Genomic DNA, 18,691 nt, shown 5'->3' on the forward strand with positions numbered 1-18,691 from the left:
GTCGCCCTATGCCTGCCTCATCGCAATCACGCGGCTACTTCGCCAGCCTGCGCAAAAGCGCGGAAAGCGAGTTCATGCCCGAAACCGCCGGCGCCTCGCTGCAGGATTCGCCCCGCGGCTCGCGCATCGTCGTCTGGCTGACCACCGGGCTGCTCGTCAGCGCCCTGCTCTGGGCCAAGTTCGCGGTGCTTCAGGAAGTCACCACCGGCGAAGGCAAGGCCATCCCGTCGAGCAAGGTGCAGGTGGTGCAGAACCTGGAAGGCGGCATCGTCACCGAGATCTTCGTGCGCGAAGGGCAGATGGTGAACAAGGGCGACACCCTGCTGCGCCTGGACGACACACGTTTCCTGTCGAACAAGGGCGAAAGCGAGGCCGACCGCTATGCCTTGATGGCCCAGGTCGAACGCCTGTCCGCCGAAGCCGAGGGTCGGCCGTTCAAGCCATCCGACGAAGTGGTGGCCAAGGCGCCCCAGGTGGCGGAGGACGAACGCTCGCTGTACGAACAGCGCCAGCGCCGCCTGGCCAGCGAACAACGGACCCTGAGCGAACAGCTGCGGCAAAAGACCCAGGAACTGGCGGAGTTCCGTTCGAAACAGGGGCAATTCAGTTCCAGCCTGGCCCTGCTCAACCAGGAGATGAACATGTCGGCGCCGCTGGTAAGTACCGGCGCGGTGTCACCGGTGGAGATCCTGCGTCTCAAACGCAGCGCGGTGGAAATCCGCGGCTCGTTGAATGCCACGACCCTGGCCATTCCCCGGGCGGAATCGGCGATCAACGAAATCAGGAGCAAGATCGACGAGTCCGAACAAGGCTTCCGTTCCGACGCCGCTAAGGAACTCAACGAGAAACGCACCGACCTGTCGAAAATCACCGCCTCGAGCATCGCCATCGACGACCGAGTGACCCGCACCACCGTGACTTCGCCGGTGCACGGGGTGATCAAGCAGCTCAAGGTCAACACCATCGGCGGCGTGGTCCAGCCGGGCAGCGACATGCTGGAAATCGTGCCGCTGGAGGACAACCTGCTGATCGAGGCCAAGGTGCGGCCACAGGACGTGGCCTTCCTCCATCCCGGGCAGAAAGCCATGGTCAAGTTCAGCGCCTACGACTACACCATCTACGGTGGCCTGAGCGCCAAGCTGGAACTGATCGGCGCCGACACCATCGCCGACGACAAGGGCAACAGTTTCTATCTGATCCAGGTGCGCACCGACAAGAACCACCTGGGCGGCGACCTCAAGCCGCTGCTGATCATCCCCGGCATGGTCGCCACGGTGGACATCATCACCGGCGAGAAAAGCGTGCTCGACTACCTGCTCAAGCCGGTGCTCAAGGCGCGGACCGAGGCGATGCGCGAGCGCTGATACACCCGACCTGTAGCCGCTGCCGCAGGCTGCTCCGGGTCGCGCAGCGGCCCCTGGACCTGACACCGCGTACCTCCTGAAAGACCACGCCGCCTGGATCGGCGCCCGCTTCGCGGTCGATCGCAGCCTGCGGCAGCGGCTACAGGTCTTTTGTCTGCTGGTGGTTACGTTGGTAGGTGTCTTCGCCCATTGCCGCGATCTGTCCGTCGATCAAGGCCTCGAAAGGCTTCAGCAAGGGCACGAACGTGGCCGGTGCCTCCAGGACCTGCAGGGCCTGGACGATGGCCTCGATGGTCGACAGGGCCCCCGGCCCGGGCGCCTTGCGCAGCCGGTAACGGGACACCGTGCCTTCGGCCAGGGTCACCCGGGGCAACGCGGCCAGCAGCGGATTGAGGTGCAGCAACTTGCGCGCCTTGCGCCAGGTACCGTCGGGCACCACCAACAGCAAGGGCTGCTCGTCCGGCACGCGGGAATAGGCCTGCAACGGCTGCGCGTCCTCCGCCGGGAACAGCAGGCGTGCCTGATACCCGGGACAGTTCAACAGCTTCGGCAGATCGGCAAACACCTCGCCGACGATCAACTCGGCATTGTTCAACCCCAACGCCGCCAGCCGCGCAGTGTTCAGCGCGTGGTTCACTTCGCTGGGATGCTGCAACAGGAGTATCCGGGTGCGGCTGTCCAGCCGTGGAATCAGCGGGCACAGGCAATGGGTTTTCGGGCGCAGGCAACGCGGGCATTGAATTCTCGACATGGGCGCCTCCTCAGGCCTGATTGAGCTGCGCCTTGAGCAGGTCGCGGAACGTCTGGATCAACGGTTCGCGGCTGCGCCCACGGCGCACGATCATCGAAAACGGCGCCTGATAACCGAAGGTCGCCGGCAGCAGCACGCGCAAATCGCCCTTGTCGGCCCAGGCCTGGGCGTAATGCTCCGGCAGGTAGCCGATGTAGGCGCCGGACAGCACCAGGATCAGTTGCGCTTCCATGCTCTCCACCGTCGCCGCGCTGTGCTTGAAGCCGTGGCGCGCCAGCTCGGCCTGGCTCCAGTAGCCACGGCCGACCATGCGCTGCTGGGTGATCACCTGCTCGGGGATGCGCCGCTCGTTGAACAGCGGGTGCCGGCTGCTGCAATACAGCCAGTGCTGCTCGCGGTACAGCGGCATATACACCAGCCCGCTCATGCGCGTGGAGAACGCACCGATGGCCAGGTCCAGGCGGTTGTCCTGCACGCCGAGCTGCAATTCGTAGGGGCTGAGTACCGACAGATGCAAATGCACCGCCGGGTGTTCCTGGCTGTAGGCACCGATGGCTTCGGCGAACGGCAGGGCCTTGTCGCTCACCGTCGAGTCGATCACCCCCAGGTTGAGGGTGCCGCGCAGTTCGCCCTTGAGCGCCGCGGCGTACTGCTCGAAACCCTCCAGCTCGCCCAGCAGGCGCAGGGTTTCCTGGTGGAACAACTCGCCCTTGCTGGTCAGGGTGAAACCGCCGCGGCCACGGTGGCACAGGACCAGCCCCAGGGCCGACTCGAGCTGGCTCATGTAGGTGCTGATGGCCGACGTGGAGAGGTTCAGTTCGTGCTGGGCATTGGCGAACCCCTGATGCCGCACCACGCTGACGAAGATGCGCAATAGTTTCAGATCAGGTAAAGCGTTGGCCATGGGAGCTCCACAAGGAAAATCGACAACGGGGATCGGGTGTCAGGGTCATCCAGACCTCATTGGCGTTCCTTCATGAACAGCGTCGCGGCGCCGATTATGACCGCTGTGCGGCCAATCGCCGGCAAGTCTCCCTCCTGCTTCTGTAAGAGCGAGGCTTGCCCGCGAATGATCTCCGGTCCGGGCAGTGCCGCTCTCACTGGGCCAGAGTCTATCCTTTACACCCGCCCTTAGTTTAGAAAAATCTGAACTAAGTATTTGCCCGTAGCGATTCTTCCTGCCCACTACATTTCGCAGAATCGGCCCCACTCGGTTTCGCCGGCAGTCATTGCCGCGCCACAAACCCCATAAATAAAACAACGATGAGGCCAATCCCGTGGACAAGATTCTCCACCAACCACTGGGCGGCAACGAAATGCCGCGCTTCGGCGGCATCGCCACCATGATGCGTCTTCCCCATGTACCTACCCCGGCCGGCCTGGATGCCGCCTTCGTCGGCGTACCGCTGGACATCGGCACCTCGCTGCGCGCCGGCACCCGCTTCGGGCCCCGTGAGATCCGCGCCGAATCGGTGATGATCCGTCCGTACAACATGGCCACCGGCGCCGCGCCCTTCGACTCGCTGAACGTGGCCGACATCGGCGACGTGGCCATCAACACCTTCAACCTGCTGGACGCCGTGCGCATCATCGAAGAAGCCTACGACGGCATTCTCGAGCACAACGTGATCCCGCTGACCCTGGGCGGCGACCACACCATCACCCTGCCGATCCTGCGCGCCATCCACAAGAAACACGGCAAGGTCGGCCTGGTGCACATCGATGCCCACGCCGATGTCAACGATCACATGTTCGGCGAGAAGATCGCCCACGGCACCACCTTCCGCCGCGCCGTCGAAGAAGGCCTGCTGGACTGCGACCGCGTGGTGCAGATCGGCCTGCGCGCCCAGGGCTACACCGCCGAAGACTTCAACTGGAGCCGCAAGCAGGGCTTTCGCGTGGTGCAGGCCGAAGAATGCTGGCACAAGTCGCTGGACCCGCTGATGGCCGAAGTACGGGCGAAAGTCGGCGATGGCCCGGTGTACCTGAGCTTCGACATCGACGGCATCGACCCGGCCTGGGCGCCAGGCACCGGCACCCCGGAAATCGGCGGCCTGACCACCATCCAGGCGATCGAGATCGTCCGTGGCTGCCAGGGCCTCGACCTGGTCGGCTGCGATCTGGTAGAAGTCTCGCCGCCGTACGACACCACCGGCAACACCTCGCTGCTGGGCGCCAACCTGCTGTACGAAATGCTCTGCGTGCTGCCGGGCGTGGCGCGTCGCTGAGGCCCGGCCATGAGCGAGCGCGAGCAGGTCCTCAAAGCCGCCGCCGAACTGGTGGCGGCCTTCGCCCGTAACGATCGCGAAGCCTACTTCGGTGCGTTCAGCACCGACGCCAGCTTCGTCTTCCACACCCTCGCCCAGCCCCTGCTGTCCCGCGACGCCTACCAGGCGCTGTGGGACAGCTGGCGTCGCGAGGACGGCTTCGAGGTGCTGTCCTGCACCTCGAGCAACGCGTTTGTCAGCCTGCAGGGGGACACCGCGGTATTCATTCATGACGTCGCCACCGAGCTGCGCATGCAAGGGGAGCAACACTTCAGCCAGGAGCGCGAGACCATTGTTTTTTGCAAACAAGGGTCCGGCACACAACAACAAGGCCTATGGCTGGCCTGCCACGAACATTTGTCCGCAATGCCGGAAGGGCTGCCACCCCCTTAGCCAGAAAGGTGACGCTCACGCACGATGAGCGCGCCCTAGTGATCGGAGCAGATCATGAATAACAACAACAAAGAAAAAAGCCTTAGCAGCATCGAAACGAACGGGGTCGAACAGATCCCCGACCATGAACGCGACGCCCGGCCCAGCGACCTGTTTCGCCTGATCTTCGGCGGCGCCAATACCTTCGCCACCGCCGTGCTCGGCAGCTTCCCGGTGCTGTTCGGCCTGTCCTTCCAGGCGGGTGTCTGGGCGATCGTGCTGGGCGTGATCCTGGGGGCATTGATCCTCGCGCCGATGGGCCTGTTCGGACCGATCAACGGCACCAACAACGCCGTCTCTTCCGGTGCGCACTTCGGCGTGCACGGGCGGATCGTCGGCTCGTTCCTGTCGTTGCTGACCGCCATCGCCTTCTTCTCCCTCTCCGTATGGAGTTCGGGGGACGCCCTGGTGGGCGGCGCCAAGCGCCTGGTCGACCTGCCGGAAACCGACCTGACCCTGGGCCTGGCCTACGGCCTGTTCGCGATCCTGGTACTGACGGTGTGCATCTACGGCTTCCGCTTCATGCTGTGGGTCAACCGCATTGCCGTCTGGGCGGCGAGCCTGCTGTTCCTGCTGGGGATCTTCGCCTTCGCGCCGGCCTTCGACAGCCAGTTCGCCGGTACCCTGGCCCTCGGCCAGGCGGGTTTCTGGGCGGCCTTCATCGGTGCCGCGCTGGTGGCCATGAGCAACCCGATTTCCTTCGGCGCGTTCCTCGGCGACTGGTCGCGCTACATCCCCCGCGAAACGCCGAAAGGCCGGATCATGCTGGCGGTGATCGCCGCGCAGATCGCCACCCTGATTCCCTTCCTGTTCGGCCTGGCCACCGCCACCATCGTGGCGATCAAGGCGCCCGACTACATCGCCGCCAACAACTACGTCGGCGGCCTGCTGGCGGTCTCGCCGAGCTGGTTCTTCCTGCCGGTGTGCCTGATCGCGGTGATCGGCGGCATGTCCACCGGCACCACCTCGCTGTATGGCACCGGCCTGGACATGTCCAGCGTGTTCCCGCGGGTGCTGTCGCGGGTCAAGGCGACCTTGCTGATCGGCGTGTTGTCGATCGCCTTCATCTTCATCGGGCGCTTCGCCGCCAACCTGGTGCAGAGCGTGTCGACCTTCGCCGTGCTGATCATCACCTGCACCACCCCATGGATGGTGATCATGCTGATCGGCCTGCTGGTACGTCGCGGCTTCTACTGCCCGGACGACCTGCAAGTCTTCACCCGTGGCGAGCAAGGTGGCCGCTACTGGTTCCAGCATGGCTGGAACTGGCGTGGCCTGGGGGCCTGGATCCCCAGCGCGCTGGTCGGCCTGTGCTTCGTCAACCTGCCCGGGCAGTTCGTCGGTCCGCTGGGCAACCTGGCCGACGGCATCGATATCAGCCTGCCGGTGACCCTGGGCCTGGCCTCGCTGGTGTACCTGGCCCTGCTCAACCTGTTCCCGGAGCCGGCCGCGGTCTACGGCCCCAACGATCCACGCAGCAAGAGCACGGATTCGCTCGGTAAACCGGTCATGCGCCAAGCCGCCTGACTCAAGCATGACCTGTAGCGGCAGGCTCGCCGGCAATCACGCCTCACACGACGGGTCCGCCAGACCGCGTCGCCTTGATTGCGGCAAGCCTCGCTTCTACAGCAAGCCACTATAAGAAAGACAATCGGAGACACGCCATCATGGCTTTAGATCTATTCGTCGTACTCATCTACGCCGCCGGCATGCTGGTGCTCGGCTACTACGGCATGCGCAAGGCCAAGACCCACGAGGACTACCTGGTAGCCGGCCGCAACCTGGGCCCGACCTTGTACATGGGCACTATGGCCGCCACCGTGCTGGGCGGTGCCTCCACCGTCGGCACCGTGCGCCTGGGCTATGTCCACGGCATCTCCGGCTTCTGGCTGTGCGCCGCGCTGGGCCTGGGCATCATCGCCCTCAACCTGCTGCTGGCCAAACCGCTGCTCAAGCTGCGGATCTTCACCGTTACCCAGGTCCTGGAAAAACGCTACAACCCGATGGCCCGCCAGGCCAGCGCGGTGATCATGCTGGCCTATGCGCTGATGATCGGCGTGACCTCGATCCTCGCCATCGGCACTGTGCTGCAAGTGCTGTTCGGCCTGCCGTTCTGGATTTCGGTGCTGCTGGGTGGCGGCGTAGTGGTGATCTATTCGGCGATCGGCGGCATGTGGTCGCTGACCCTGACCGACATCGTCCAGTTCGTGATCAAGACCGTCGGCCTGATGTTCATCCTGCTGCCGATCTGCCTGTACCGCGTCGGCGGCTGGGATGAACTGGTCGCCAAGCTGCCAGCGTCCAGCTTCAGCTTCACCACTATCGGCTGGGACACCATCGTCACCTACTTCATGATCTACTTCTTCGGCATCCTGATCGGCCAGGACATCTGGCAACGGGTGTTCACCGCCAAGACCGAAAAAGTCGCGCAATACGCAGGCACCGTCGCCGGCTTCTACTGCATCCTCTACGGCCTGGCCTGTGCCCTGATCGGCATGGCCGCGCACGTCTTGCTGCCGGACCTGGACAACGTCAACAACGCCTTCGCCGCCATCGTCAAAGCCTCCCTGCCGGACGGCATCCGTGGCCTGGTGATCGCCGCGGCCCTGGCCGCCATGATGTCCACCGCCAGCGCCGGCCTGCTGGCCGCCTCCACCACCCTGACCGAAGACCTGTTGCCCAAGCTGCGTGGCGGCAAGCAGTCGAGCCTGGGGATCAACCGCCTGTTCACCCTGCTGACCGGCATCGTGGTCCTGGGCATCGCCCTGGTGGTCAACGACGTGATCAGCGCCCTGACCCTGGCCTATAACCTGCTGGTGGGCGGCATGCTGATCCCGCTGATCGGGGCGATCTTCTGGAAACGCGCGACCACCGCCGGCGCCATCGCCAGCATGGGCCTGGGTTTCCTCACCGCGCTGGCGTTCATGTTCAAGGACGGCCTGGACGCCAACACCCCGATCTACTACAGCCTGGCTGTCGGCCTGATCAGCTTCGTGGTGGTGAGCCTGTTGTCTCGTCGCCCGGCAACCCTGGCCAACGCGATCTAACCTCAGGTCAGACGCCGTACATTTTTCTTCGGCGGGTGCAGCGTCGGTGGCTGCACCCGTTTTTTTTCGCCTGGAGGAAAGTCGATGAAGATTGTCAGCCGCGACCGCTGGTTCGAAGTCAGAAGCCTGAGCGACGGGATTCGGCTGATCCACGAGCCCTATATCCGGCCGTTCTATCGCTGCAACCTGTGGCATATCCAGGGCCGCGACAGGGACCTGCTGCTGGACAGCGGCTCCGGCCTGGTCAGCTTGCGCGAACAGTTGCCCTGGCTCACCGAACGGCCCTTGCTGGCGGTGGCCAGCCATTGCCATTTCGACCATATCGCCGGGCATCACGAATTCCCCGAACGCCTGGTGCACCCGGCCGAGGCGCAGATCCTCGCCGCGCCTGACGGGGCCAATACCTTGTCGGCCGCCTACGTTGGCGACGCGATGTTCGAGGCCCACCCGGATTGCCCGCTGTGCTACGCCGAATATCGGGTCAAGGCCGCCCCGGCGACGCGACTGATCGAGGAAGGCGACGTGCTCGACCTGGGCAACCGTAGCCTCCAGGTGCTGCATACACCCGGCCATTCCCCCGGGGGGATCAGCCTCTGGGAAGCCGCCAGCGGCACCCTGTTCAGCGGCGACATCATCTACGACGGCCCGTTGGTCGAAGACGCCTACCACTCCAACCTGGAGGACTACGCTGCCAGCCTGAGACGCCTGTACCAGTTGCCGGTGCAGACTGTGCATGGCGGCCATTTCGGCAGTTTTTCGGGAACGCAGCTGCGCAGGATGATCGAGGATTGGATCCGCCGGCACCCATGAAGCTGTGCTGTACTGCACACAATCGCGCCCGCTTCAAAGACCATGCGCAGGCCCCTGGCGAAAAGAGCCAAGATGAAAAGAGCCGAAGTCCGACAAGCCGTGCATGACTTCATCAGCCGTCTGCTCGATGGCAACGACGGATTTGCCGACGATGTGAGCCTGCAGGAGCTGGGGTTGGACAAGCAGGATATCGAGGACCTGATCTTCCACCTGGAAGATCAGTTTGGACTGACCACCTTCACCCACGAAGAAGACCAGATGCTCAAGGCGGCGAACAGCGCCAATGACTTGAGCCGGTTTCTGCTGAAGATTTCACGGCACTGAAGACTCCACGGCGCCAAGCACCATGGGCGGGTTGCGAGTTGACAGGTTTGGATCAGAAGGCGGCAACCGTTCGCGAGTGAACCTGCCCTCGCGCGGCTGAAAAGTGACGGGAGCAGGCTGGATGCCTGCCCCATTCCCGAGCCGATGGTTAGCGGCGACGCTGTTGCCGACGCCGTTGTTCGTCGTCTGTGCGGATTGGCACCGGCTGCAATGGCGGCTCGATCAGCCCCAGTGCGACCCCGAGGTCGTGAAGCCAGTTTTGCAGTTTCTCTTTCATAGTGCCCCCCTTAAGGGTCGTGCCTGGCGGCTGGGTTCTGAAGCCGCTTCGCTCTGATAATAGCGCTAACTTTCGCCCAGTGCTCCCCCCGGATAGCAATGATCTGTTACCGGATTAATCCGAATCAGCCAGCCCGTTTCAGGCCGTCGCCCGCTGATCCGTCTGACTCGCCTGTTGCAGCTCGATCCAGGCATTGAGGTTGGCGCCGAGCATGCCCTTGCGCCACATCAGCCAGGTGGTGGCACTGGCGAATGGCTCGGCCAGCGGGTGAACCGCCACGCTCTCGCGACCGGGCAGGCTGGCGAGCATCGACGCCGACATCAGCGCCACCCCGGACCCGGCAATCACGCAGGCCAGCATCCCCTGATAGGACTCGATTTCTATCGCCCGCCCCATGGCCGCTTGGTAGTGGGCGAACCAGGACTCCAGGCGCAGGCGGTACGAGCAGCCGCGGCGAAAGGTAAATACCGCGCGCCCTTCGACATCCCGGGCGCTGCGGATCGGCGGGTGGTCCGCTTCGCTGATCAACACCAGCTTTTCATCGCACAGCGGCACCCCGTCCAGGCTGGCCAGCTCCAGCGGGCCGTCCACCAGCACTGCATCCAGGCGCCCGGCCAGCAAGCCTTCGAGCAACTCGCTGCTGGGCGCCGATTGCACCTGCAGGTTCACCGCCGGGTAGGCGCGGTGGTAACGCGCCAGCAGCGCCGGCAATTGAATCGCTGCCGTGCTGTACATGGTGCCCAATACGAAATCCCCGGCCGGCTGACCGCCCTGCACCGCCCCATGGGCCTCATCGCGCAGGGCAAACAGGCGCGCGGCGTAATCGAGCAGCACCTTGCCCGCCGGCGACAGTTGCAGCCGCTGCCGTTCCCGCAGGAACAGCTCGACCCCCAGTTGCTCTTCCAGTTGCTTGAGCCGCGTCGACAGGTTGGACGGCACCCGATGCAAGCGCTTGGCCGCCCGAGTGATGGAACCTTCCTCGGCGACCGCCTGGAAGATGCGCAACTGGCTGAACTCCACGACTATTCTCCAAAATCGAACAAGTTACTTAATATTATTCATTTTTATAGAAAGTCAATCAGTCCTAGCCTGACGGTCATCGCCTCTTCGACGGAGCCCGGACCATGTCACCGCTGATTCGCTTACTCGCCAGTTTCATTGCCCTGATGATGGCCATGGGCATCGGTCGCTTCGCCCTCACCCCGCAACTGCCGCACCTGCTGAGCGAAGGCCAGGTCGACCTGACCGACACTGGCCTGATCGCCGCCGCCAACTACCTGGGGTATTTCATCGGCGCGCTGGATGCCATGTTCGCCCGCCGCCCGGCCCAGGTTCGCCGGCGTCTGTTGGGTGGGCTGTGGCTGTGCGTGCTGCTGACCCTGGCCTCGTTCTGGGCCGGCGGCTTCTGGGCGCATTCGGTATTGCGCTTCGGCACCGGCGTGGCCAGTGCCTGGGTGATGGTGATGATCGCCGCCCTGAGCCAGTCGCTGGCCCTGGCCGCCGGCCGGCCACGCCTGGGCGCCCTGGTGTTTGCCGGGCCCGGGCTGGGGATTTTCCTCACCGGCCTGCTGGCCCTGGGCTCGAACCTGCTGGGGCAAAGCTCCGCGACCCTGTGGCTGGTGTACGCCGCGGCCGGCCTGCTGATGCTGCTGGTGATCCTGCCAATCCTGCCGCAACCCGCCATGCCTGCACTGACCGCCCAGATGCCACACGCCTCGAACCACAGCGGCATCCCCCGCCTGGGGCTGATTTATGCGCTGTACGGCCTGGGTTACATCATCCCGGCAACCTTCCTGTCACAGATGGCCAGCGCGCGCTTTCAAGGGCAATGGCAGGCCGACCTGTTCTGGCCGTGCTTCGGTCTGGCGGCGGCCATCGGCGTGGGGCTGGTCAGCCTGCGCCGACACAGCCCGAACGCCACCCGTCACTGGCTGATGGCGACCTTGTGGCTGCAAGCCGCCGGGGTCTTCGCCTGTCTGCTGGGCAGTGGCGCCGGCCTGGCGCTGGGGGTGATTCTTTGCGGCGCGCCGTTCCTGGCCTGCATGCAGTTGGTGATGCAGCGCTCGCGGGAGTTGGCGCCCCATGCGGCCCAGCGCAACGCCGGTTTGCTCACGGCCTGCTTCGCCATGGGCCAGTTGAGCGGGCCACTGCTGGCGGCCCTGAGCAGCCATTTCAGCGGTAGCCTGCAACCGGCGCTGATCGTCGCCGGCAGCAGCCTGCTAATGGCGGGGGTCTTGCTGTTGAGGCAACAACCGCTTGCCCGGGAATGCCACGCCACGGCCTGAGCCTGGGGTTACAGCAGGCTGCGGATCCGCCGGCGCAGCCACTGTTCGGCGCTGACGAAAGTGATGCCCAGCAACACCAGCACCGCGCCGATCACGAAATTGAGGCTCAGGGGTTCGCCCAGCAACAGGACCCCGAAGGTGACACCGAACAGCGGCGTCATGAAAGAAAACACCGCCAGGTTGGCCGCCAGGTAACGGCGCAGCAGCCAGAACCAGGTCAGGTAGCTGAAAAAGGACACCACCAGCCCCTGGAACAGCACGCTGGCCACCGCCACCGGGGTCAGGCTGACATGGGTGACCTGGCCGCTCAGCACGGCGATCAGCAGCAGGCCGACAAAACCGACGATCAGCTGATAGAACAGGGTCAGGGTCGCTGGCGCCTCGGACAAGCGCGACGCGCGCACCACCACCGTGGTCGCGCCCCAGGCCAGGCCGGCCAGCACGCCCAAGGCGTCGCCAAGCAGCATGCGCGTGTCCAGGTTATCCAGCGAAATGCCGCCGGCGAAGGCCACCCCAATGCCGATGAACGCCAGCAGAATCCCCAACCACTGCAAGGGCCTGAGGCGCTCGCTGGGCAGCAGCCAGTTCACCCCCAGCGCGGTGAAGATCGGCGCGGTATAGAGAAACACCGACATGTGCGCCGCGCTGGTGAGCTTGAGCCCTTCGGCGATAAACAGGAACTCCAGGCCAAACAGGCTGCCGGCCAGCAAGCCGCCGCGCCAGGTACTGCCGATCTGCGACCAGCCGCCCTTCCAGCACATCAGCAAGGCCACCAGCAGCGCCGAAATGCCCGAACGCGCGGCCGCCTGCATCACCGGTGCGATATCCGCCGCGGCCCACTTGATCATCACCTGCTGCACGCCCCAGATCAGGCACAGCCCCAACATCACTTGCAGTGCGAAACCGTCGGCGCTGCGCCGCTCGATACTCACCGCAGCCCCTCGGGCAGACTCATAGACATGGCAGTTACTCGACAGAAACGACAAAGCCCCGGAACCGGTCCGGGGCGAAGAATGGATGTGCTGTCGATTATCAACCAAACGGACAGAAAAAGACGCCTGGAAAAGACCTTTTCCTGGCCGCGCCGTCAGCTCGACGCCGTCGGGCTCAGCCTCAGGGATGGCAGGGCCTCACGGCGCGCGAGGAGAAAAAACAGCGCACCACCGAGGAAACACCCGGTGAACCAGGCGAAGTTGGCCATTGGCTGCAGCGCCGGCGTGAAGGTGATCGCCACGCCCATCAGGGTCGCCGGCACCAGCGCCTTGACCGCGGTCCAGTTGACCCCACCGCTGTAGTAATAACGCCCGTCCGGGCCGTCGTTGAACAGCGCGTCGATATCGATCTGCTGTTTTTTGATCAGGTAGTAGTCCACCAGCAGAATGCCGAACAGCGGGCCGATAAAGGCGGCCAGCACGTCGAGGGTGTAGTGGATTACCTGTGGGTTGTTGAACAGGTTCCAGGGAGTGATGAAGATCGACGCCAGGGCCGCGATCATCCCACCGGTGCGCCAGCTGATCCGGCTCGGAGCGACGTTGGCGAAGTCGAAGGCCGGCGAGACGAAGTTGGCAACGATGTTGATGCCGACGGTGGCAGTGACAAAGGCGAAGGCGCCGAGCAGCACCGCGACGTCGTTGTCGATCCGCGCCACGGTGGCGATCGGGTCATGGAGCATTTCACCGAACACCGGCAGGGTGCCGGAGACAATGACCACGGTCACCAGGGAGAACGCCAGGAAGTTCACCGGCAGCCCCCAGAAGTTGCCGCGTCGTACATCCTGCATGCTGCGGCAGTAGCGGCTGAAGTCGCCGAAGTTCAGGGTCGGCCCGGAGAAGTAGGACACCACCAGCGCCGTGGCGACGATCACCTGGCCGAATGCCTGCCAACCCGACAGCGACTTCTCCCCCAGGGTGAAGCTGATGTTGCTCCAGCCGGCCTTCCAGACGATCCAGCCGGCGAGGAGGAACATCACCGCGTAGACCACCGGCCCCGCCCAGTCGATAAAGCGCCGGATCGACTCCATGCCGGCCCAGAACACCAGGGCCTGGACCAGCCACAGCGCCAGGAAACCGAACCAGCCCAGGTAGGACAGCCCGGCAAAATGCGGCTCGGCATAGGCCGCCATGGCTGGGAAAAAGCGCAGCACCACAATGATCAGGGCGCTGGACGCCAGGTAGGTCTGGATCCCATACCAGGCCACCGCGATCAGGCCGCGAATCACCGCCGGGATATTCGCCCCGAATACACCGAACGCCAGCCGGCAGATCACCGGGTATGGCACCGCCGCCTGCTGGCTGGGCCTGGCCACCAGGTTGGCGATCAGTTGCACGATGCAGATCCCCGCCAGCAGGGCCACCAGCACTTGCCAGCTGGCCAGCCCGAGGGCGAACAGGCTGGCGGCGAACACATAACCGCCGACGCTGTGCACGTCGCTCATCCAGAAGGCGAAGATGTTGTACCAGTTCCACTTCTGCGGCAGCGGCCCCAGGTCCTGGTTGTACAAGCGCGGGCTGTAGCCCTTGGGTAGTTGCTCGGTCATTGCAAGGCTCCTTGTTGGACAGGCCCTGCCCCCGTGATTGACCTTGCGACCACACTGCGTACGGGAGCCGGCATGAGTTGTATACGAGGCGCTACGCAGAATGCGTGCCATACCGGAAAAATCTGTAGGCGAACGGCGCGAATCGCTTGTCCATCAAGGGCTGGGCCTTGGCTGCACAACGATGATCAGCAGCCGGGACCAGCGGCAGGCATGCCCATTGGCTGTGCACGACCGCCTGATATCAGTGCATCAGGAATGGCTTAAAACTGTATACATCAACAACGATCGAAGACGCCGACTCTGACGTCCCTCAACGCAGCCAGGAAAAAAGGCAATAAAAAACCGCTGCCGGTTCCGGCAGCGGTTTTTTCGGACAGTCCAGCGGGTCGTTAGCGCCGCCGAAGGGTTCTTCGACCGCAACTACGCCAGGGAGGAACGAATCAGCTCAGTTCAATGCGGTCGGCATGAATAACGATCTGGCCATTCTTGTACAAGGCACCGATGGCCTTCTTGAAGTTGCCCTTGCTGACGCCGAACAGGCCACTGATCACCGTCGGATCGCTCTTGTCGCTGACCGGCAAGGTGCCATTGTTTTCCCGCAACTTGGCGAGGATCTTCGCGTTCAGGCTGCTGGCCAGTTCTTCGCCCACCGGTTGCAGGCTGAGGCTGATCTTGCCGTCGGCGCGGATCTCTTTGATGAAGCCCTTTTCCTGTTTGCCCGGACGCAGGAACTTGAACACTTCGTTCTTGTGGATCAGGCCCCAGTGCTTGTTGTTGATGATCGCCTTGAAGCCCATGTCGGTGCTCTCGGCCACCAGCAGATCGACTTCCTGGCCGACCTTGTAGGTCACCGGAGCCTTGTCCAGGTAGCGGTCCAGGCGGGCCGTGGCGGTGATGCGGCGGGTGTGCTTGTCGAGGTAGACGTGCACCACGCAATACTCGCCGGCGGTCAGCTGGCGCTTTTCCTCGGAGTACGGCAGCAGCAGGTCCTTGGGCAGGCCCCAGTCGAGGAACACACCGATACTGTTAACTTCCACGACTTTAAGACTGGCGAATTCACCGACTTGAACTTTTGGTTTTTCGGTAGTTGCAATTAACTTGTCGGCGCTATCCAGATAAACGAAAACATTCAACCAGTCTTCATCTTCACTGGGAATATCCTTGGGAATATAACGATTGGGCAGCAATATTTCGCCATCCGCCCCGCCGTCCAGATATAAACCGAAGTTAGTGTGTTTAACCACTTGCAAACTGTTGTAGCGCCCGACTAAAGCCATTTCCAATACCCTCATTGCGTGGGCGGCATTCTACCCGGTTTTCCGCTCCTGGTTGGCCCGCGTCGCCGGATAGCAGCGGATATTTTCCTGAATGCCTTGATTTTTATGGCTTTGCGCCAGCAACCGGTTCCGCCCGTCAGGCCAGCCGGCGGCGACTTTTGCCTCAGCGCCGCCGAGCAAGCCGCTCTTTGTGCCATTGTCTTTATTTAAAACAGCAGCTTATGGGGATATCCCCGAGATCAACTTAGGATTATTCGGGAGTTTTCCACTGTTATTCCAGGAGGATATTTACCAAGCAATTGTCAAGCATTTCATGTATGATGGCTGGCCAAATTAATTTTCTGAAGGTTAATGGCCGCCATGCGTGTAAAAGCATCCAACAGCAAAGCAAAGCCAGCTCCAGCCGTTGAAACCAGCGAATCGATCAACGATCAGATTGCTGCTTTCCTGAAATCCGGCGGCGAGATCCAGCAAATTGCCAAAGGCGTCAGCGGCCAGACTTTCGGCCCGTCCAAGCAGATCAGCCTGGGCAAGAAGTAATCCCCCCGCCACACCTCCTGGTCCCTATGCGCTTTGAGCCTCAAAGCGCTAGGACTAGAGTTCTGACTCCTCCCCTCCCATAAAAATCGACGAACGGCCCTCATCCCCGAGGTTTCGCCGGTATCCTTTCACACGTCTAGATCGGGCATTCCAGTAGGTTCCGCGGTTCCTGCTCCTCGCATTTCATGGAGTGAAGCATGCTCAAATCCTCCCATGTGCTGCTTGCCAGCCTTCTCGCCAGCCCCTTGGCCCACGGGCAGATCTTCCAGCGCGAACTGGGGGACTTCGACCTCAAGCTCAGCAGCACCCCGAGCCGCAGCATGGCCCAGGGCCTGGTCAAACCCTCGGCCACCGGCTCGTTCCATGGTGGCCTGGACCTGACCCATGACAGCGGCTGGTACATCGGCCAGTGGTCGCCGAGCATGGGCCTGGGCGAGAGCGACCTGGAAGTGGACTCCTACCTGGGATTCAAGCGCCCCTTCGATCAGACCCTGGGTTATGAGGTGGGGATGATCCAGTACAACTACCCGCAACTAGCCCCACAGGACAGCCAGGAGTTCTATGGCGGCCTGACGCTGCTGGGCAGCCGCTTCGGCGCCGCGTTCAGCCAGGAACCGGACAAACGCAACAGCACCCTGTTCGCCGACCTGGGCGGCAACCAGCCCTTCGGCATCGGCGTCAGCATCAAGTACACCACTCATCAGCTGGGCAACCCGGTTTCGGTGAGCAGCGGCTACGTCAGCAGCTTCAACGACTGGTCGATCAAGTTCTCCCGCCCCTGGATGGGCATCGACCTGAAACTGATCTACAGCGACTCCAACCTCAACGGCAGCGATTGTTCGGCCTATTCTGGACATAACGCGCAATGCGACGGTCTGCTCACCTTCAAGGCCGAGCATTCGTTCTATTGAGCGGCTGAACTGCCGGAAGCTTTCCGGGTTCAGATAAGAAACCCATGCTTACAAACCCAGGCCTTCGCAAGGACTTGCCATGTCGCGCCGGCTGCAACACATCACCCTGCTACTGCTATTGAGCCTGGTGCTGACCTCCTGCAATCGTGTCGGCCTGGCTTACCGCAACCTCGATGTGATCATTCCCTGGACGCTCAATGACTACCTGGAAATGAACCGCGAGCAGAAAATCTGGTTCAACCAGCGCCTCAAGGAACACCTGAGCTGGCACTGCAGCACGCAGTTGCCCGGCTACCTGGACTACCTGGACCGTCTGCAGCAGATGGTCGAACGCAATCAGGTCAACGATGCCGAGCTGCAAGAGTTCACCCGCGGAGCCAAGCAGGCCATTGCCCAGACCGCCCGTGCGATCGCGCCTTCGGCCATCGAGTTGCTGCGGGGCCTGGACGACCGACAGGTCGCGGAAATGAAGTCGGCCTTCGCCAAGGACATGCGCCAACGTCGCAGCAAATACCTCAAGCCACCACTGGAGCAACAGATCAGGCTGCGCACCGAACGCATGGACAAGCGCCTGACTACCTGGCTCGGCCCCCTCACTCCTGAACAGACCCAGCGGGTGGCGGACTGGTCAACGTCCCTCGGCGAACAGAACCAGCTCTGGCTCGCCAATCGGGCCAACTGGCAGGCACAGTTCAGCGCCGCGCTGGAGCAACGCCAGAACAGCGACTTCGACAGACGCATCGAGCTCCTGCTGGTGGATCGTGAAAGCTTCTGGACACCGGCTTATCGCCAGGCCTATGCCAACAGCGAACAGGCAGCGCGCAGCCTGCTGGTGGACGTGATGGCCAAAAGCACGCCAGCCCAGCGCGAGCATCTGCGCAACAAGCTGCAGAACGTGCGCGATGAGTTCGAAGCGTTGAAATGCATGAAGACGGTACGCCAGGAGTGACGCCTGAATAGCCGTTCAGCGAAGTGCGGCAGGCAGGCGACCGTTGGGCGGAACCGTCCGGCGGCTGTCGATTTGCCCGCGGGCGAAACGACTAGCCTGTGTAGGCACTGTCGCCGCGCACCTTTGCCGCAGGAGAAGACGTCATGCACCTCAACGATCATCCGGTCGTATCCCGGGAACAATGGATACAGGCCCGCAAGCAGCACCTGATTCACGAAAAGGCGTTCACCCGCCAACGCGACCAGCTCAGCGCCGAGCGGCGTGCCCTGCCCTGGGTGAAAATCGACAAGCCCTACCGCTTCCAGGGCCCCCACGGCGAACTGAGCCTGGCCGACCTGTTCGGCGATCGCAGCCAGCTGGTGGTCTACCACTTCATGTTCGCCGATGGCTGGGACGAAGGTTGCCCGGGCTGCTCCTTCCTCTCCGATCACATCGACGGCGCCAACCAGCACCTGGCCCACCACGACATCGCACTGGTGGCGGTGTCCCACGCGCCCTTCGCCGAGTTCCAGGCGTTCAAGCGGCGCATGGGCTGGAAGTTCGACTGGGTTTCGTCCACCGGCTGTGATTTCAACTACGACTTCGGGGTCTGCGCCCGGGCCGACGAGGTCGCCGCCGGCACCGCCACGTACAACTACGAGAAAACCGACGGCGCCGAAGAAGAGCTGCCTGGCCTCAGCGTGTTCTATCGCAATGAAGCCGGTGAGATCTTCCACACCTACTCCACCTACGCCCGTGGCCTGGACCTGCTGGTGGGGGCCTACAACTACCTGGACCTGACGCCCAAGGGGCGCAACGAAGAACAGATCATGGACTGGGTCAGGCACCATGATCGTTATGACGACAAACCGGCCGCCAGTTGCTGCCATGGCGGCTCCTGAGCGCCGGACGGCGATCGCGGGCCTGCAGGAGCTGGCTCGC

The 18,691-nt window shown here is 63.1% G+C and carries 19 protein-coding genes; 12 read left to right on the forward strand and 7 right to left on the reverse strand.

Features of this window, described 5'->3' with window-relative positions; genetic code table 11:
* Positions 1-8: 8 nt before the first annotated feature.
* Complete coding sequence (locus J4E58_RS05960; protein WP_007920682.1) at positions 9-1,364, forward strand: HlyD family type I secretion periplasmic adaptor subunit; 1,356 nt, start codon at positions 9-11, stop codon at positions 1,362-1,364.
* Positions 1,365-1,503: 139 nt separating this feature from the next.
* Here J4E58_RS05960 and J4E58_RS05965 read toward each other — a convergent pair whose 3' ends face one another.
* Positions 1,504-2,115 (reverse strand): tRNA-uridine aminocarboxypropyltransferase, encoded by a 612-nt coding sequence (locus J4E58_RS05965; RefSeq protein ID WP_087088961.1) that lies wholly within the window; start codon positions 2,113-2,115, stop codon positions 1,504-1,506.
* Between the two features lie 10 nt (positions 2,116-2,125).
* Entirely contained in the window at positions 2,126-3,019 is an 894-nt protein-coding gene (locus tag J4E58_RS05970) for a LysR family transcriptional regulator (RefSeq protein WP_087088963.1), read from the reverse strand.
* 373 nt (positions 3,020-3,392) lie between these two features.
* Between J4E58_RS05970 and speB the strand changes: the two genes are divergently transcribed.
* The 6 genes from speB (at position 3,393) to J4E58_RS06000 (ending at position 8,995) form a co-directional block, all read left to right on the forward strand.
* Positions 3,393-4,343, forward strand: a complete 951-nt coding sequence (gene speB, locus J4E58_RS05975) for an agmatinase (RefSeq protein ID WP_007920678.1) — start codon at positions 3,393-3,395, stop codon at positions 4,341-4,343.
* A gap of 9 nt (positions 4,344-4,352) precedes the next feature.
* Positions 4,353-4,775 carry a nuclear transport factor 2 family protein gene (locus tag J4E58_RS05980; protein ID WP_062823289.1) on the forward strand — a complete coding sequence of 141 codons (423 nt, stop codon included), beginning with the start codon at positions 4,353-4,355 and terminating at the stop codon, positions 4,773-4,775.
* A 54-nt stretch (positions 4,776-4,829) separates the two neighbouring features.
* Positions 4,830-6,341, forward strand: coding sequence for a cytosine permease (locus J4E58_RS05985; RefSeq protein ID WP_087088965.1), 1,512 nt, complete (start codon positions 4,830-4,832; stop codon positions 6,339-6,341).
* A 140-nt stretch (positions 6,342-6,481) separates the two neighbouring features.
* Positions 6,482-7,861 carry a sodium:solute symporter gene (locus J4E58_RS05990; protein ID WP_087088967.1) on the forward strand — a complete coding sequence of 460 codons (1,380 nt, stop codon included), beginning with the start codon at positions 6,482-6,484 and terminating at the stop codon, positions 7,859-7,861.
* A gap of 84 nt (positions 7,862-7,945) precedes the next feature.
* On the forward strand, positions 7,946-8,671 hold the full coding sequence (locus J4E58_RS05995; protein ID WP_087088969.1) for an MBL fold metallo-hydrolase: 726 nt from the start codon (positions 7,946-7,948) through the stop codon (positions 8,669-8,671).
* Positions 8,672-8,743: 72 nt separating this feature from the next.
* Complete coding sequence (locus J4E58_RS06000) at positions 8,744-8,995, forward strand: phosphopantetheine-containing protein (RefSeq protein WP_087088970.1); 252 nt, start codon at positions 8,744-8,746, stop codon at positions 8,993-8,995.
* 148 nt (positions 8,996-9,143) lie between these two features.
* Here the strand turns inward: J4E58_RS06000 and J4E58_RS31895 are convergent, their stop codons facing one another.
* Together J4E58_RS31895 and J4E58_RS06005 are read right to left on the reverse strand one after the other, a co-directional pair.
* Positions 9,144-9,272 carry a PA1414 family protein gene (locus J4E58_RS31895; RefSeq protein ID WP_009042667.1) on the reverse strand — a complete coding sequence of 43 codons (129 nt, stop codon included), beginning with the start codon at positions 9,270-9,272 and terminating at the stop codon, positions 9,144-9,146.
* A gap of 138 nt (positions 9,273-9,410) precedes the next feature.
* Positions 9,411-10,292, reverse strand: coding sequence for a putrescine utilization regulator PtrR (locus J4E58_RS06005; protein WP_087088972.1), 882 nt, complete (start codon positions 10,290-10,292; stop codon positions 9,411-9,413).
* Between the two features lie 104 nt (positions 10,293-10,396).
* On the opposite strand from J4E58_RS06005, the gene J4E58_RS06010 reads away from it, so the two are divergent.
* Positions 10,397-11,557 (forward strand): MFS transporter, encoded by a 1,161-nt coding sequence (locus J4E58_RS06010; RefSeq protein ID WP_087088974.1) that lies wholly within the window; start codon positions 10,397-10,399, stop codon positions 11,555-11,557.
* A gap of 8 nt (positions 11,558-11,565) precedes the next feature.
* Here J4E58_RS06010 and J4E58_RS06015 read toward each other — a convergent pair whose 3' ends face one another.
* The 3 genes from J4E58_RS06015 to J4E58_RS06025 form a co-directional block, all read right to left on the reverse strand.
* Positions 11,566-12,489, reverse strand: coding sequence for a DMT family transporter (locus J4E58_RS06015; RefSeq protein WP_009042666.1), 924 nt, complete (start codon positions 12,487-12,489; stop codon positions 11,566-11,568).
* 155 nt (positions 12,490-12,644) lie between these two features.
* Entirely contained in the window at positions 12,645-14,093 is a 1,449-nt protein-coding gene (locus J4E58_RS06020; RefSeq protein WP_053260067.1) for an NCS1 family nucleobase:cation symporter-1, read from the reverse strand.
* Positions 14,094-14,533: 440 nt separating this feature from the next.
* Positions 14,534-15,370 (reverse strand): S1 RNA-binding domain-containing protein, encoded by an 837-nt coding sequence (locus J4E58_RS06025; RefSeq protein ID WP_087088976.1) that lies wholly within the window; start codon positions 15,368-15,370, stop codon positions 14,534-14,536.
* Positions 15,371-15,721: 351 nt separating this feature from the next.
* On the opposite strand from J4E58_RS06025, the gene J4E58_RS06030 reads away from it, so the two are divergent.
* The 4 genes from J4E58_RS06030 (at position 15,722) to J4E58_RS06045 (ending at position 18,651) form a co-directional block, all read left to right on the forward strand.
* Complete coding sequence (locus J4E58_RS06030; RefSeq protein WP_016702300.1) at positions 15,722-15,910, forward strand: hypothetical protein; 189 nt, start codon at positions 15,722-15,724, stop codon at positions 15,908-15,910.
* A 197-nt stretch (positions 15,911-16,107) separates the two neighbouring features.
* Positions 16,108-16,821 carry a TorF family putative porin gene (locus J4E58_RS06035; RefSeq protein WP_007920667.1) on the forward strand — a complete coding sequence of 238 codons (714 nt, stop codon included), beginning with the start codon at positions 16,108-16,110 and terminating at the stop codon, positions 16,819-16,821.
* 79 nt (positions 16,822-16,900) lie between these two features.
* On the forward strand, positions 16,901-17,770 hold the full coding sequence (locus J4E58_RS06040; protein ID WP_087088978.1) for a DUF6279 family lipoprotein: 870 nt from the start codon (positions 16,901-16,903) through the stop codon (positions 17,768-17,770).
* 143 nt (positions 17,771-17,913) lie between these two features.
* The gene (locus J4E58_RS06045) at positions 17,914-18,651 is read left to right on the forward strand and encodes a thioredoxin family protein (RefSeq protein ID WP_087088980.1); all 738 of its coding nucleotides are present in this window, start codon (positions 17,914-17,916) and stop codon (positions 18,649-18,651) included.
* Positions 18,652-18,691 lie beyond the last annotated feature (40 nt).

This window comes from Pseudomonas sp. FW305-25 (genome assembly GCF_017351415.1).
In the GTDB taxonomy this organism is placed as follows: domain Bacteria; phylum Pseudomonadota; class Gammaproteobacteria; order Pseudomonadales; family Pseudomonadaceae; genus Aquipseudomonas; species Aquipseudomonas chlororaphis.

Excerpts from the sequence above, each read along its gene's own strand:
- J4E58_RS05980 (WP_062823289.1), top strand. The coding sequence starts at position 4,353 with ATGAGCGAGCGCGAGCAGGTCCTCAAAGCCGCCGCCGAACTGGTGGCG.
- J4E58_RS05990 (WP_087088967.1), top strand. The coding sequence starts at position 6,482 with ATGGCTTTAGATCTATTCGTCGTACTCATCTACGCCGCCGGCATGCTG.
- J4E58_RS05985 (WP_087088965.1), top strand. The coding sequence starts at position 4,830 with ATGAATAACAACAACAAAGAAAAAAGCCTTAGCAGCATCGAAACGAAC.
- J4E58_RS06040 (WP_087088978.1), top strand. The coding sequence starts at position 16,901 with ATGTCGCGCCGGCTGCAACACATCACCCTGCTACTGCTATTGAGCCTG.
- J4E58_RS05965 (WP_087088961.1), bottom strand. The coding sequence starts at position 2,115 with ATGTCGAGAATTCAATGCCCGCGTTGCCTGCGCCCGAAAACCCATTGC.
- J4E58_RS06025 (WP_087088976.1), bottom strand. The coding sequence starts at position 15,370 with ATGGCTTTAGTCGGGCGCTACAACAGTTTGCAAGTGGTTAAACACACT.
- J4E58_RS06045 (WP_087088980.1), top strand. The coding sequence starts at position 17,914 with ATGCACCTCAACGATCATCCGGTCGTATCCCGGGAACAATGGATACAG.
- J4E58_RS31895 (WP_009042667.1), bottom strand. The coding sequence starts at position 9,272 with ATGAAAGAGAAACTGCAAAACTGGCTTCACGACCTCGGGGTCGCACTG.
- J4E58_RS05995 (WP_087088969.1), top strand. The coding sequence starts at position 7,946 with ATGAAGATTGTCAGCCGCGACCGCTGGTTCGAAGTCAGAAGCCTGAGC.
- J4E58_RS05970 (WP_087088963.1), bottom strand. The coding sequence starts at position 3,019 with ATGGCCAACGCTTTACCTGATCTGAAACTATTGCGCATCTTCGTCAGC.
- J4E58_RS06020 (WP_053260067.1), bottom strand. The coding sequence starts at position 14,093 with ATGACCGAGCAACTACCCAAGGGCTACAGCCCGCGCTTGTACAACCAG.
- J4E58_RS06030 (WP_016702300.1), top strand. The coding sequence starts at position 15,722 with ATGGCCGCCATGCGTGTAAAAGCATCCAACAGCAAAGCAAAGCCAGCT.
- J4E58_RS06000 (WP_087088970.1), top strand. The coding sequence starts at position 8,744 with ATGAAAAGAGCCGAAGTCCGACAAGCCGTGCATGACTTCATCAGCCGT.
- J4E58_RS06035 (WP_007920667.1), top strand. The coding sequence starts at position 16,108 with ATGCTCAAATCCTCCCATGTGCTGCTTGCCAGCCTTCTCGCCAGCCCC.
- J4E58_RS06010 (WP_087088974.1), top strand. The coding sequence starts at position 10,397 with ATGTCACCGCTGATTCGCTTACTCGCCAGTTTCATTGCCCTGATGATG.
- J4E58_RS05960 (WP_007920682.1), top strand. The coding sequence starts at position 9 with ATGCCTGCCTCATCGCAATCACGCGGCTACTTCGCCAGCCTGCGCAAA.